Origin of the sequence: Candidatus Paraluminiphilus aquimaris (assembly GCF_026230195.1) — a bacterium.
Lineage (GTDB): Bacteria > Pseudomonadota > Gammaproteobacteria > Pseudomonadales > Halieaceae > Luminiphilus > Luminiphilus aquimaris.
Genome location: NZ_CP036501.1, coordinates 1,615,224 through 1,628,144 on the forward strand (window position 1 = coordinate 1,615,224; position 12,921 = coordinate 1,628,144).

The 12,921-nt window shown below is 54.6% G+C and carries 13 protein-coding genes; 5 read left to right on the forward strand and 8 right to left on the reverse strand.

The window, feature by feature from the left end; genetic code table 11:
- Positions 1-20: 20 nt before the first annotated feature.
- Entirely contained in the window at positions 21-482 is a 462-nt protein-coding gene (locus E0F26_RS07395; protein ID WP_279241029.1) for a MaoC family dehydratase, read from the reverse strand.
- Between the two features lie 243 nt (positions 483-725).
- Between E0F26_RS07395 and E0F26_RS07400 the strand changes: the two genes are divergently transcribed.
- The gene (locus tag E0F26_RS07400; RefSeq protein WP_279241030.1) at positions 726-1,502 is read left to right on the forward strand and encodes an SDR family oxidoreductase; all 777 of its coding nucleotides are present in this window, start codon (positions 726-728) and stop codon (positions 1,500-1,502) included.
- On the opposite strand, the gene E0F26_RS07405 is transcribed toward E0F26_RS07400, so the two are convergent.
- The 3 genes from E0F26_RS07405 to E0F26_RS07415 all read right to left on the reverse strand — a co-directional run bounded on the left by E0F26_RS07405 (position 1,477) and on the right by E0F26_RS07415 (position 5,179).
- Positions 1,477-3,489 carry a DUF3604 domain-containing protein gene (locus tag E0F26_RS07405; protein ID WP_279241031.1) on the reverse strand — a complete coding sequence of 671 codons (2,013 nt, stop codon included), beginning with the start codon at positions 3,487-3,489 and terminating at the stop codon, positions 1,477-1,479. The two genes, E0F26_RS07400 and E0F26_RS07405, sit on opposite strands and share 26 nt — an antisense overlap.
- Before the next feature lie 90 nt (positions 3,490-3,579).
- Positions 3,580-4,338 carry an SDR family oxidoreductase gene (locus E0F26_RS07410; RefSeq protein ID WP_279241032.1) on the reverse strand — a complete coding sequence of 253 codons (759 nt, stop codon included), beginning with the start codon at positions 4,336-4,338 and terminating at the stop codon, positions 3,580-3,582.
- 28 nt (positions 4,339-4,366) lie between these two features.
- A complete protein-coding gene (locus E0F26_RS07415; protein ID WP_279241033.1) occupies positions 4,367-5,179 on the reverse strand; it encodes an SDR family NAD(P)-dependent oxidoreductase in 813 nt (270 codons plus the stop codon).
- A gap of 166 nt (positions 5,180-5,345) precedes the next feature.
- Here E0F26_RS07415 and E0F26_RS07420 point away from each other — a divergent pair, with 166 nt between their 5' ends.
- The gene (locus tag E0F26_RS07420) at positions 5,346-6,107 is read left to right on the forward strand and encodes an SDR family NAD(P)-dependent oxidoreductase (RefSeq protein ID WP_279241034.1); all 762 of its coding nucleotides are present in this window, start codon (positions 5,346-5,348) and stop codon (positions 6,105-6,107) included.
- A gap of 18 nt (positions 6,108-6,125) precedes the next feature.
- Here E0F26_RS07420 and E0F26_RS07425 read toward each other — a convergent pair whose 3' ends face one another.
- Genes E0F26_RS07425 through E0F26_RS07435 form a run of 3 tightly spaced genes read right to left on the reverse strand, consistent with a single transcriptional unit; the run spans position 6,126 to position 9,298 of the window.
- A complete protein-coding gene (locus E0F26_RS07425; protein ID WP_279241035.1) occupies positions 6,126-6,908 on the reverse strand; it encodes an SDR family NAD(P)-dependent oxidoreductase in 783 nt (260 codons plus the stop codon).
- A 22-nt stretch (positions 6,909-6,930) separates the two neighbouring features.
- Positions 6,931-7,617, reverse strand: coding sequence for a hypothetical protein (locus E0F26_RS07430; protein ID WP_279241036.1), 687 nt, complete (start codon positions 7,615-7,617; stop codon positions 6,931-6,933).
- Positions 7,610-9,298 carry a class I adenylate-forming enzyme family protein gene (locus E0F26_RS07435; RefSeq protein ID WP_279241037.1) on the reverse strand — a complete coding sequence of 563 codons (1,689 nt, stop codon included), beginning with the start codon at positions 9,296-9,298 and terminating at the stop codon, positions 7,610-7,612. The genes E0F26_RS07430 and E0F26_RS07435 overlap by 8 nt, the downstream gene beginning before the upstream one ends.
- A gap of 165 nt (positions 9,299-9,463) precedes the next feature.
- On the opposite strand from E0F26_RS07435, the gene E0F26_RS07440 reads away from it, so the two are divergent.
- The 3 genes from E0F26_RS07440 (at position 9,464) to E0F26_RS07450 (ending at position 11,729) form a co-directional block, all read left to right on the forward strand.
- Positions 9,464-10,534 (forward strand): NAD(P)H-dependent flavin oxidoreductase, encoded by a 1,071-nt coding sequence (locus E0F26_RS07440; protein ID WP_279241038.1) that lies wholly within the window; start codon positions 9,464-9,466, stop codon positions 10,532-10,534.
- Positions 10,535-10,544: 10 nt separating this feature from the next.
- Complete coding sequence (locus E0F26_RS07445; RefSeq protein WP_279241039.1) at positions 10,545-11,291, forward strand: enoyl-CoA hydratase family protein; 747 nt, start codon at positions 10,545-10,547, stop codon at positions 11,289-11,291.
- Between the two features lie 66 nt (positions 11,292-11,357).
- The gene (locus E0F26_RS07450) at positions 11,358-11,729 is read left to right on the forward strand and encodes a nuclear transport factor 2 family protein (RefSeq protein WP_279241040.1); all 372 of its coding nucleotides are present in this window, start codon (positions 11,358-11,360) and stop codon (positions 11,727-11,729) included.
- Positions 11,730-11,778: 49 nt separating this feature from the next.
- On the opposite strand, the gene E0F26_RS07455 is transcribed toward E0F26_RS07450, so the two are convergent.
- Complete coding sequence (locus E0F26_RS07455; protein ID WP_279241041.1) at positions 11,779-12,921, reverse strand: helix-turn-helix transcriptional regulator; 1,143 nt, start codon at positions 12,919-12,921, stop codon at positions 11,779-11,781.

A 12,921-nucleotide genomic window follows, 5' to 3' on the forward strand; every position in this document is an offset into this window, starting at 1 on the left:
GCGTTTGTTGATGAGGGACCTCAGGCAGGGAAGTAAACGCTGATGGCGTCGACAATACAGGCGGGTTTCTCGGCGCCTTCTGCCTGCATAACAATGCGCAGGATCATTTTGATGCCGCCGCTTGCCTCTTCAACCGATACCACCGTACCCGTTGCCGACAACTTCGAACCCACTGTGACCGGGGAGGGGAAACGCGTTTTCTCAGTGCCGTAGTTAACACCCATTGCGATGCCGCGGACTTCGATGATCTCCGGCATGAATTTCGCAGCAAGCGACATGGTTAGGTAACCGTGGGCAATCGTGGCGCCAAACGGGCCATTGGCGGCTTTCTCTGCGTCGATGTGGATCCACTGATGGTCACCGGTCGCATCCGCAAACTGATTAATGCGCTCTTGCGTGATTTCCATGCTGGGGCTTGGCCCTAAGGTCTTTCCTACAAGGTCGTAGAGGTCAGCGGGTGATTCGATAACAGTTTTAGTCATGCTTTGTTCCTTACAGATTTCAGCAAAATGCTGTCGCGATAATGCGATGGGTTGCGATTAGCAGGCTCTACTGTGCCACATCTGCTGCTCCGGTGGAGCTACCCCAGAGTCATGGGCATCATTGTTTCAGACGATAAATACGATTGGTGACTCACTGCGCGCAAGAGGCATAATGCCTATGGAATATACAAGCTGATGCGTAACGGAGTTTGCGCGCAGTAATTGGGTGCAAGTGGGGCGTTTATGTCAGATCTATCCGGAAAAGTATGCTTGGTGACAGGCGGTGCGGGTCACATCGGCCGAGCGATCTGCGAGTCGCTACTGGCACAGGGAGCAGAAGTGATCGCTGTGGGCCGGCGCGAGCCCGCAGAGCCAGTCGCCTCTCAGGGTAGCGAAGCCACGTTCTACAGTGCGGACATTCGAGATCCCGCGGCATCTCAAGCGCTCATAGAGTTTGTTGCTGAGCGCTTTGGACGACTCGATATTTTGGTTAATAACGCGGGCGGCGGGCCGCCGGTGGCTGCAGCTCATGCCAGCGCTGAGCTGACTCAAAAAATCATCTCGTTGAATTTGCTGGCACCGCTTGTGCTGTCGCAGCAGGCGCATCCGCTTCTTACGAAGGCTTCGGGTGGTGGCGCTATCGTGAACATCGCAAGCGTCAGCGGTGCGCGCCCATCCCCGGGTACAGCGGCCTACGGTGCTGCGAAAGCCGGATTGCTTAACGTGACGAAGTCGCTAGCGATGGAATGGGGACCACAAATACGCGTTAACGCGTTGATCGTGGGTTTGGTTCATAACGAGGCGGGCGTTGAACACTACGGTGGTGAGGAGGGCTTTAAGCGGGTGGCCGATATGTTGCCCCTAAAGCGCATGGCTTCACCACAAGATGTGGCTAACGCAGTACTGCTGATGTGCTCGGATCGCGCGTCCTACATCTCCGGCGCCAATTTGGAGGTTGATGGAGGTGGTGAAGTTCCCGTCTTTTTGCACCTCGCTAACGAGTCGTCGAAAGCCAAATAGGGGACGTCCAGGCGCGCTCACGAATCGTGGGCGAGTAAAACGGATCAGTTTCTGGGTTAGTACAGCAGATACCGTATATGTTCCCTGAGTCGCCGTTCTCATTCGCCAGCAAGTTAGCGGCGTCAGCTTCGGTGGCACAACTTTCCGAAAAGGGATTTACACCCGCGGCTTGGCACTGGAGTGTGCTCCAGCGACAGCTTGGTGTCTCTAAGATCCGGGCGTAGTAAAACGCGGACTCGCCGGGGCGATACGTTGGGTCTTCCCAAACAGTGCACAGGCTTGCATGTCCAGGTGCAGTGGCGGCACAGCTATTCATATCGACGCCGAGGCCTTGCGTTTCGTTTCCTAAAACGTCCACCACACGCTCATGTGTTGACCCGTCTTCATCTACCCAGCCCTTGATGATTTGAATGCGCTCAAGCGGGTTTGCAGGGTGAAGATCAGTGCCCTGATCGCGCTGCGCACTGACGAAGAAGCGTGGTGTTGCATCCCCTTCGCTCCGCGCTAACACGCCGCCCATCGGAACGCCTGACTTGTAGGCCTCGTCCAGTGCGTCGGGATCATCACAGAGGTCCGTTTCATAGTCGCCCGCGAAGAATCGCACAATCGGCCGTGTGCCGGAGGTTGCGTAGGTTTCCCGATTGCGCATGGCTTCAAAGAGCGCGTCACGACGGTTTTCTTCAGCCCAGACAACAGCGAGACCGCCGGGGTTTGAGACAAAGTGATCTTGGACGTTTCGGAATGTCGCGTCCCGAGAACCGAGATGCCCCACATAGTTTTTTTCCATCGCGCCACCGGAGGTCGCGGTATGCGTGTCGGTGCTGCCAATAAAACCCTGTCTGAATGGGTTGAGCCCTGTCTTTTGCTCGAGTGCGAGCCCGTCTTTCAGGACGTTGCGCATCATATTGCGTCGGTGGAAATTGGCGACGTTGACGGGGAGTCCGCGATCTGACCACATCTTCCCGTTCACACTGCCCAGCATCGCTAGATTGTCAGACGGTATTTGCTCAAAGTCACAGAGCTCGTCCTCAGTGTCGATGCCGACACCGGCTAACCGGTCGAAGCGACACTCTGAGGCCCCCTTGTGTTGAACCAGCTCAACCAAGGGCTCTATTTCAAGCCGGTTGATGGCTTCTTCCTCAGTGGCGGGGTCGGGGAACATAAGACCTCCCCCTAAGTTCGGGTTGTGGGGGATGGCGAGTACATCGCAGCCGGAATCTGACTCTAGGCACTGCGAACGAAGCCGTCGCCATAACTCGGGTACTGAGCTGTCTGTATCAAAGACCGAGATAGGGAGCCGCGTCACTTCCTCGCCTTTGAAAATCACATTTCGGTGAAGGTTGGCCATTTCTTGGCCTTGGGTGTACTCATAACCTACAAAGGTTGTGAAACTGCAGTCCTCAGAGCGATCGTAATGGCGCTCAGCGGCCTGCTGAATGTCATCCCATACATTGAGGGCGCTCTCCTCGCAGTTGCCTAGCGAGCACACGAGGCCGCGCTCGGGCGCCTCACCTTCCATCCCACCTGATGCGGTCCATAAACTTGCCGCGTAAAGTTGTACCCAAAGATTCTGAGCGCGGGACATGAGGCAGACCGGTGTCCACCAGCCAGCTTGCGTCCAGTCGCTGTCACACAGCGCGACTTCACCTAAAAACTCACCGTGATCGGTGACGGCTGCAAAGTCGATAGGGCGATCGATTTGGGCAGATACGGTCTGCTCCCCATAGGCATCGGGGAGTGTGATGACGTTACCTTTGGCGTATTCATAGGCGCCATCGGGGTCGTTTTTTTGATTCGAAAGAAAGGAATCGAAGGAGTATCGGGTGTGAATATGGAGATCGCCAAAGAACGGAAGCTTGGTGTCGGATGAGACGGCACAGGGGACTTCGCTTGATTGAGCAGACAGGCTTCCCAGTATGCTCACTGCGATAATCGACGCTGAGACAAGGCGCTCGATACGCGCGCTTAACGTGTATTGGGTGCTCATATCGGGATCTCCCTATCGCGGGCAAAAGGGCCAGCGTATCGAGCGCAATCGCTGTGATGGGGTCCCATTCACAGACCGCGCGTTTAGTGTTTATAAATTGGCATCTGGCCGCATCATGGCATCGTGTGCGCCGTCGATAACGAGCGTTGATCCCGCGACATAGGCCCCCTCAGGCGAAAGCAGAAACAGAGCGAGATTGGCAACGTCTTCGGCCTGTCCCGGTCGACCAATGGGTATAGAGTCCACGAAAGCCTTAATCAGCGGGCCATATTCCGCGTCATTTTCGACGCTTTGTGTCATTGGCGTGGAAATATATCCTGGCGCCAGTGCATTGAATGATATGCCTCTTTGTGCAAGTCCCGGCGCTTTTCGTCTCATGTAGCGAGCCACAGCGCCCTTACTGCTGGCGTAGCACTCGTGGCCGTGGAGGTTGCCGCCTAGCTCCACCGTCTTCTCTTCTGAGCCCTCTAGCATCGCTTCAATAAGATCTGGGCGCGTGCTCATAGGCGCCGAGTTCGAGCTGATGGCGATAACGCGGCCCCCCGGGATGATATTACCCTCAAGCCCTTCGATGACCTCGGTCGTGCCGAAATAGTTAATCTGGAGAATTTTCCCCGGGTCGGGAAACTGAGAGGCCACCCCTGCGCAGGTAATAAGACCGTCGATAACAGGGACTTCGGTGGCAACCTTCGTAATGGTGGCCTGGCGTGCTTTGGGGTCTCCAAGATCTGCAAGGTAGTCACCGTCTTTTAGATCGATGATGACAACCCGGTGCCCTTGGGCGCGAAGTTTTTCTTTGATGGCGGCCCCAATGCCGGTAGCACCACCCGTTAGAACATAAGTTCCCATTGTTATCTCCTATTACGTCAGCGTCGGCTCAATCAGTCGTGGTTCGCGCGATATTCGCTTCGATTGCTGTTCCGGGTAACGCCGCCATTCCGCCGTCTACTTCGAGTATCTTTCCGCTCACAAAGCCTGAGGCATTCGATGCGAGATAAAGTGCCGCCAGTGCAATATCGTCAGGTTTCCCCAGTCGCCCCTGCGGTATCCACCGAACAGTCGCGTTGTACATGTCTTCATTTTGCGTAATGAACGCGGTACTGGGTGTTTCGATAGCCCCTGGCGCGATGCCGTTGACCCGAATACCCGGTGCCAGTTCGTAAGCGAGAATCCGCGTCATTTGGTCCATACCCGCTTTGGCGGCTCCATACGCCGCAAAGTTTCGATCGACCATCCAACCCAATGCTGAGGACACATTGACAATGCTTCCTTTCGGGGCGGCTTTGAGAAGCGGTAAGGCAAGGTGTGTCAGTGTATACGCCGAGGTAAGGTTGATATCGAGGGTGTTTTCAAACCGCGCTTTGTCGACTTTTTTCAGTGATCCATAGCCCTGACCCGGCGCGCCTGCGTTGTTAATAAGAATGTCGAGCGATCCCCAGCTGTCTGAGAGTTCCCTGACGACCGCAGCGAGTGCAGCCTCGTCGGTGACATCGCAGGCAAAGGTCCGTACATCCCTGCCGAGAGCCCGGACTTCACTGGCAACCGCATCCAAGTCGCTCTGAGTTCGGGCAAGCAATGCCACATCGGCACCCATTTCGGCAAAGGCGGTTGCGATGCGGGCGCCTATGCCTTTTCCGGCACCGGTTATGAGCGCTCTTTTTCCTTCGAGGCTGAAATAATCTGTAATCAAAATGGGTTCCTTGATGCCCGGGCTTTAACAATCCAATGGCTCTAGTCCATTTGGGCTTGTGGACAGTGCCGTGCACAAGATAGAACGAAGCGTGCGAGCAAGGAATAAGCGTGCGCGTGGATACTTAGTCTAAATTGACCATTAAAAAGAGCAGGTGGTAAGCAGGGTGGCAGAGCTAGCAGGTAAAACAGCATTAGTAACGGGTGCAGGCGTCGGTATTGGCCGGGCGATTGCAATGAAACTCGCAAGCGAAGGTGCGCGAGTGCTTGTCGTTGACTTCAATGAAGAGACTGCAGAACAAGCAGCGAAAGATATTGCAAACGCAGGAGGTGAAGCGGAGGCGTTTGTTGCCGACGTGAGTGATGAGGCTCGAGTGGCCAGCATGGTTCAGGCCGCTATAGAGCACTGGGGGTCACTCGATATCGCTTGCAATAGCGCGGCGGTGAGTCGAGGCTCGGGTCCGATTCATACGTTTGAAAAGGCGGTCTTTGATCAGACCTTGGATTTATGTCTTACCAATACATTTCTCTGTATGAAACACGAGATAGAAGCCATGCTCGCTCAGGATACGGGTGGCAGCATTGTCAATATTTCATCTAACGCCTCACTGCGCGGTCAGCCCTACAATACGGCTTACGCTGCTGCGAAGAGCGGCGTCAATTTGCTCACTAAAAGCTCGGCTTCTGAATACGGTCATAAAGGGATCCGCATCAACGCCGTATCGCCCGGGGTGATCCGTACGCCAGGTGTTGAGAAATACTTCGAGGAGCAACCTAAGATTGCCGAGGGCCTCAAGCAAGCCGCTGTAATGCGACGCTTAGGCGAGCCCTCAGAGATCGCCGAGGCGGTGTGCTTCCTTGCATCAGATCGCGCCTCGTTCATCACGGGACAACTGCTCAGTGTTGACGGTGGTGCGTCCGTTAAATAACGCAGATGGCGTGAGGGTTCACCCCATATTGACCTGACCCCCATCGATGGCGATGGATTGGCCATTCACGTAGCGTGACTCGGGAGAGCATAAAAGGGCAACAAATTCGCCAATGTCGTCTTCACAGTGACCAATTCGCTTCATTGGGACAGTGTCGGCAAAGGCTGCGGCTTCCTCGGGGCGCCATTGCTCCCACATTTCTAACGCAGGGGATTTCGCCAGCGGTAAAATGGTATTTGTTCGAATACCCATGCCGCCCCATTCGCAGGCTGCGCCGCGTGACAGCGCGCGAATCGCTTCTTTTTGCGCTGCATAAACCCCGTAGGTCGAGCTATCCCAACGTTTTGCCGCGGCAGTGGCGAGATTAATGATATTGCCGTCCCTAGAGGCGAGGAGGTGCGGTTGTGCGAGCTGCATCATGCGAAGCGTCGCCATAGGGCCTACTTTGTATCCTCTCTCGAAGTCCTCAAGTGTTGTGTCCATGAGTGAGTTAATCGTTGTTGTCACCGCGTTATTGACCAAGATGTCTAAGCGACCGTAGGTAGCAACCACGCGCTCAATTAGGCCATCAAGGGCGGCTAGATCAGAGATATCGCACTCTACGGCAATGGCCTCGGTGCCAAACCGCTCGCTGATTTGAGCGACCGTATTTTCACATTTGCTCAGGGTTCTCCCGACGGCTGCCACTTTGACGCCACGCTTTGCCAAGGAGAAGGCAATGCCTTGCCCAATACCTTGGCCAGCGCCAGTGATGAGGGCAACTTTACCCGCTAATGGTGAAGTTTCGCTGTCATTACTCATTAAGATTCCTCGGTCTTGCGCGCTAAAGCAGGCGCTGCTCGGTCATGTGGATAACGGATGACTTTTCCAAGTCGAGCACACGCTCACTACTCTCGGTCAGTCTCTGGATGTGATTCATCATTTTTTCAGGGTCATCGCCGTCGGCAAAAAAGTCAGTCAGCGAGGCAGCAGCGGCAATGGGGAAGAGCTCCTCGACAATGCCATCGAGCGGACTGTGCGAGGAACTGAGCACTAGGTTCTGCCGGTAGCCGACGTTGTTCTGCGTCTCAACCGCAACGGGCGCGTGCTCGTTGAACCAAATGTGCTTGAGTTCCTCATCTGGCAATCCCTCTCTACGCTCGAAACAGCAGAGTTGGAGCGTGCCCGAAAACGTAAGGGCGGGGTTCAGAGGATGCGCTATTGGACTTGCACCAAGGCACCAGTGCGCCTCGCCACCGAGTGTGTCTGCAAAAGCTGTTGCCGTCTTCCAGTCGAGTGCCTCGCTCGCGTATTCGAGGGCAAGACGACCGACAGGTAGGCGGCCTGTGGGGTTTCGGGTCCACATTGCTGCGCGCTCGCTGTGGGCATCGCACTGGGCTAGATGAACAGCTGCGGGCCGCGGCAGTTTATCGACGGCCGCCTTGATTTGATTGACGCCCGGTATGGCCTCAAAAAATAAAACGATGAGCCGGTGGCAATCGATCGACGGCGTGCTGTCCATGCTAGCCAAAGTAGCGCTCCCGGATCTGTGCTTTGAGGAGCTTCTGAAGCGCGTTTCGCTCCAGTGGCTCATCGGTGAATACGACATGTGCAGGGACTTTAAAGCCGGCGAGACGCTCCTTACAAAATGCGGTGACTTCGCTCGCATCGGACGACTGACCGTGGGACATGCGAATGACTGCAGCGACTTCCTCGCCCCAAGTGTCGTGAGGTAGTCCGATCACGGCCGTTTCCTCGCAGCCGGGAAGCTCGAGCAGGCATGCCTCTACCTCTGACGGATACACATTCTCGCCGCCGCGAATAATCATGTCTTTTACGCGACCGCAGATGTAGAGAAATCCTTCGTCGCTGATGTAACCGACATCACCGGTTGCCATCCATCCATCAACGGGTTCATCGGAAGGCTTGCCTCCTGAAAAATAGCCCTGAATGGCAGCAGACGAGCGCACCCAAATTTCGCCGGGTTCGCCCGCAGGGACCACATTGGCGTCTTCATCGCGGAAGCTAAATTCGACGATAGGGCTGGGGAATCCTGATGCATCAGGACGCTCGGCGAAATAGCGACCCGTAAAAGCTGCGCCTGAGCCCATGGTTTCGGTCATTCCCCAGCCACCGCCTGACATTGCAGAGCCGGTTTTATTCGCATAGAGCTCTGAGAGCAGCTCGGGTGTCGCAGCGCCACCGGCACTGACATTGGTCAAAAAGGCCGCGTGCTCGTCGCCGAACTGTTCGTTTTTCAGGAGCTCTAGCAGCATGACGGGCGCGCCCATCAAGACGGTGATTTTTTCGTCCTTGACGATTCGAATCGCTTCGTCAATTTCCCACTTGTACATCATGTAGAGCGCACGCCCGTGCCTCAGGTTGATCAGGGCTTGGGAAAGCAAACCACTAATGTGGAAAAGCGGGACTGCCAGCAATGTTTTGGGCGGGATAGGGCTGGCAAGCTGTTTGTTCATCTCCTCCATGTTGGTCATGTAGGTACCAGCACCGATGAACTCGATGTTCATTAAGGCTTGGCAACAATTGAAATGACTGAGGAGAGCACCTTTTGGCCTGCCCGAGGTGCCTGATGTAAACATTAGGATGGCGGGGTCGTGTCGATCGATCGTAACCGCCTCAGTTGGCTCAGCGACGGCTGTGATGTCGCGGCCGAGGATTTGGGTCATTAGAACGGTGTGTTCTGAACGAGCGCCGTCAGCACAGACCACGGGCAATGTGTGGTTCAGTTCTCGAATGAACGCAAGCCGCGCGTCGTCTGCAAAAACGAGACGGGCCCCACTGTCTTCCAAGCCTTGCTGTAATTCCTGAGCCTTACCCCAGCTATTAAGCGGTACCGCTACAGCGCCTATCGTGACGATCGCAACGAAAGCGACCAACCATTCAGGTCGGTTGCGCATGGCGATGGCAATACGATCACCTTTGGCGATCGACTGCTCATGCGTTAACCAATTGCAAACTTGATCGACTGCATGAAAAAACTCGACGAAAGTCCAGGCCTCACCCTGATACTGCAGGAAGAGGGCGTCACCGTGGTTTCGTCCTGCTGCGAGAAATGAACCTAAACTTGTCTCTGCATTCTTGAACGCTTTGAGAGGGACGCCGCCGACGTTCACGGTTTCAACCTCGAAAGGGGCTGTTGGCGCCATCAGTTGCGCAATCGCGTCGAAATAGGGTTTCGTAAACTCGTTCATTGCAGGCTTATCAGCGACATTTCGCAAACTCTAAACCAGAAGCCGGAGGGCGCACAGCCTCCGTTTGGATCCCATAGTCTGATCAGCCTATCGTCCCATAACGTCTCAGATTGAAGTAAATTATGGCTCGGATACTGTGCGGGTATATAAAACGTGAGTGCAACGATGAACACGAGGCTAACGGAGCTGTTGGGGTGTCGCTATCCCATCATTCAAACGGCTATGGGCTGGGTCGCCGACGCAAAGCTTGTAGCAGCCACAGGCGAGGCGGGCGGTTTTGGCTTTTTGGCCGGTGCTGTGATGACGCCCGCTGAGATTGAGCAAGGCATTCGCGAGATAAAATCGCTTACTGCGGCCCCGTTTGGTGTGAACTTTCACATGTATGTGCCGCACGCGGAGGAAATAGTCGATCTGTGTATTGAGCATAAGGTGCGAGCGGTCAGTTATTCCCGATCCCCATCACCTGCCACGGTCGAGAGATTAAAGGCGGCGGGCATCGTTTGCATCCCAACAGTGGGTGCCAAACGTCACGCCGTTAAAGCGGTTGAGATGGGCGCAGATGCTGTTGTAATTCAAGGCGGTGAAGGTGGCGGACATACAGGCTCCGTCGCGACGTCAATCTTGGTGCCACAAGTCCGCGACGCGATTGACGTCCCCATTGCGGCGGCCGGTGGTTTTCGGGATGGACACGGTCTTGTGGCTGCCCTCGCGATGGGGGCGGACGGTATTGCTATGGGGACACGCTTTTTACTGACCCAGCAGTCGCCGGTGCCCGAGGCAACCAAGCAGATTTACTTGGGTACACCGCCCGAAAAAATCGTGGTCAGTACGAAGCTTGATGGCTTGCCACAGAGAATGATCGCGAACTCCTATTTGGACAAGCTGATTCAAGCCAGTCAGATCGGTCTTCTCGCCCGTGCATTGAAGAATGGATTGGCGTTTAACCGCATGCAGGGTGGCTCTCTGATGGCAACTCTTGGGGGCGCCTGGAAGATGTACCGGAGCGGTGATCTGTCGTTTGGACAAACCCTGATGGCGGCCAATGCACCGATGATGATTCAGGAAGCAATGGTAAAAGGTAAGCCCGATGCCGGTATTTTACCCTCAGGGCAGGTGGCAGGTTTGATTAGCGACTTGCCATCCGTGGCAGACTTAATGGCCGATATTATTAAAGAAGCCCAGCAATCGGCGAATCGCATATCGGTAACGATATCGTCTGAAGAAGACAGTAATTAGGAGGTCTGATATGGCGTTTACGTCATCCGTCGAGGCGGGTATTGCACAGCTGGTTTTTAACAAGCCGCCGGTGAACGCGTTCAACAGTGCCGAATGGGCCTCCATCGCCGCTGAGATTAACGCATTAGGTGAGCGGGATGATGTCACGGTCATCATCGTTCGTGCCGAGGGGAAGGGATTTTGTGCGGGTGTCGATATTAAAGAGTTAGGTGCTGATCCGAACATGATCGTGCCGGTCAATAAAGGGAACTACGATACGTTTGAGGCGATCCATAGAAACCCCAAGCCCGTCATCGTTGCATTGCATGGTTTTGTCCTCGGTGGCGGCATCGGCATCGCAGGGGCTGCCGATATTATTGTCGCTTCAGAATGCGCGTCTTTTGGGGTGCCAGAGGTAGACCGTGGCGCAATGGGTGGAGGGGCGCACTTACAGCGTATGTTCCCAGTCCAAAAAGTCCGCTACATGTACTTCACGGGTGAGTTTATCGACGCGCAGGAAGCTTACCGCCTTGGTGCAGTCGAGCGCGTTGTACCAAAAGAGCAGCTCGTTGATACGGCGCTCGAAATCGCAGCCACGATTGCTCAGAAGAGCACCATCATGATCACGCTTGCAAAAGAGGCGTTAAACGGGATTGAGGATGGCAATCTTGAGGCAAAATACCGGAGCGAGCAGGGCTTCACCCTGGAAGCCTACCGACATCAGGACTCGCAGGAAGCGCGCGATGCCTTCAATCAAAAGCGCGATGCAGATTTTTAATTAAAAACATTAAAAAACAAAAGTTTAAAGTAATAATAATAAGTAATTTATTAGGATTTATTTGCCATGATCGACTACGAAACTGCTAAGCAAGCTTGCGAAACTTACGTGCGTTCACTTGAGAACAGTGACTTAGAAACCCTGCTGGATCTATTCGCTGATGACGCCGCGATTGAGGACCCGGTAGGTACCGATTTAAGAGAAGGAAAGGATGTATTGCGGGCCTTTTACAGCGAGGCCTGCCAGGGCGTTGCCAAAGCCGAATTGACGGGTAATCCGCGTCTGGCCGGCAACGAGGTGGCATTTCCATTTAACGTGACGGCGGGGGCACCGGGCCAAGAAGTGGTGATTAACATCATCGATATTTTCAAGTTCAATGGCGACGGAAAGATTGCCACAATGCGCGCTTTCTGGGGGCCGAACAATATGACCAGCTAGCCCGCCCAGGGCTTTTCGGCGCGTTCAGCTTCCAAGGTTCCGGTCATGATCAGGAGTAGGTCACAACACTCTTTAACAGCAAGCTGACCAACATCGACTGACGCGAGACCCCCGTTTTAGCAAAGATGGATCTAAGCTGCGCTCTTGCCGTGTTTCTCGCAATACCCAGTTCGGCAGCCGCCTGATCGAGGTTGGCGCCTTCTGCCAAAAGTTTCGATAGAGCAACTTCTGCCTTTGTCAGCCCATACAGCGACATGAGAATGCGCGTTTCGATCTGGAAGCTACGCTCGGGCTCGTTGATGAAAACAATCATGTGGGGCGTGTGACCGGGTTCCACCGTCTTATCGATCATCATAGGCTTGAGCAGAATCTCGAGGTCCGCCTTACCCGAAGGGCGCTCCACGGACAGCGCATTCGTTGGTGCCGGCTCTTGGTTGCGTTGCGCCACCACAATGTCCTCGATGAAGCCGTTGAGCTTACTGCGCGAGGAAGGGCTCTCAAGATGAAGTTGATCATTGATAACCGATAGCCCGTCTTTTTCTCGGATAAGTTGATCAGCTACCGCATTACGCGACACGATCTTTCCACGCTCATCGAGGGTTACAACCCCTACCGATTGCTTTGCAATCGTTGAGCTGTAAAGCTTTCGTTCTTTGTCGAGCTGAATGAGTTGCATGCCATTGGCAACCGCACGTTGTATATGGCTTGCGAGCATCTCCAAGAATTCACGCTCCGCCACACCAAAGTTACTCGCTGTTTTGGGGCGACAAAAGCGTACACTGAACCGAAGCCCGTTGGCGTTTCGCAGGTCCACACCGATCATGTGATAGATATCGATGGGTGCCATGCAATATTTATAAAGCTCGGTGCGCTCTAAGGTCCGATACGGAACGCATTCGTCCAGCGACACAACCTTGCCCCAAGGCAGGTTGGTCATCAGGTTTGAGGTGTAATATCGGTCGGTGTAAGGGTTGTCGTGATCGTCAACGAAGGTTTTGGGAAGTGCTTCGCAGGATACGAAAAGCAGACCGCCGTCATCGCCTTGTGGCTCGCGCATGGTAATGGATGCGAAGTTTGAATCGATAATACGGCGCGTCTCGCCCAAAAAGGCGCTGTATGGGTCTTCCTCGATGTGGCCATCGTAAAGGAACCCAATCAGTTTTGAGAGCTCTGCAATATTCGGCTGATTCAT

Excerpts from the sequence above, each read along its gene's own strand:
- E0F26_RS07395 (WP_279241029.1), bottom strand. The coding sequence starts at position 482 with ATGACTAAAACTGTTATCGAATCACCCGCTGACCTCTACGACCTTGTA.
- E0F26_RS07400 (WP_279241030.1), top strand. The coding sequence starts at position 726 with ATGTCAGATCTATCCGGAAAAGTATGCTTGGTGACAGGCGGTGCGGGT.
- E0F26_RS07405 (WP_279241031.1), bottom strand. The coding sequence starts at position 3,489 with ATGAGCACCCAATACACGTTAAGCGCGCGTATCGAGCGCCTTGTCTCA.
- E0F26_RS07410 (WP_279241032.1), bottom strand. The coding sequence starts at position 4,338 with ATGGGAACTTATGTTCTAACGGGTGGTGCTACCGGCATTGGGGCCGCC.
- E0F26_RS07425 (WP_279241035.1), bottom strand. The coding sequence starts at position 6,908 with ATGAGTAATGACAGCGAAACTTCACCATTAGCGGGTAAAGTTGCCCTC.
- E0F26_RS07435 (WP_279241037.1), bottom strand. The coding sequence starts at position 9,298 with ATGAACGAGTTTACGAAACCCTATTTCGACGCGATTGCGCAACTGATG.
- E0F26_RS07440 (WP_279241038.1), top strand. The coding sequence starts at position 9,464 with ATGAACACGAGGCTAACGGAGCTGTTGGGGTGTCGCTATCCCATCATT.
- E0F26_RS07445 (WP_279241039.1), top strand. The coding sequence starts at position 10,545 with ATGGCGTTTACGTCATCCGTCGAGGCGGGTATTGCACAGCTGGTTTTT.
- E0F26_RS07450 (WP_279241040.1), top strand. The coding sequence starts at position 11,358 with ATGATCGACTACGAAACTGCTAAGCAAGCTTGCGAAACTTACGTGCGT.
- E0F26_RS07455 (WP_279241041.1), bottom strand. The coding sequence starts at position 12,921 with ATGAATCAGCCGAATATTGCAGAGCTCTCAAAACTGATTGGGTTCCTT.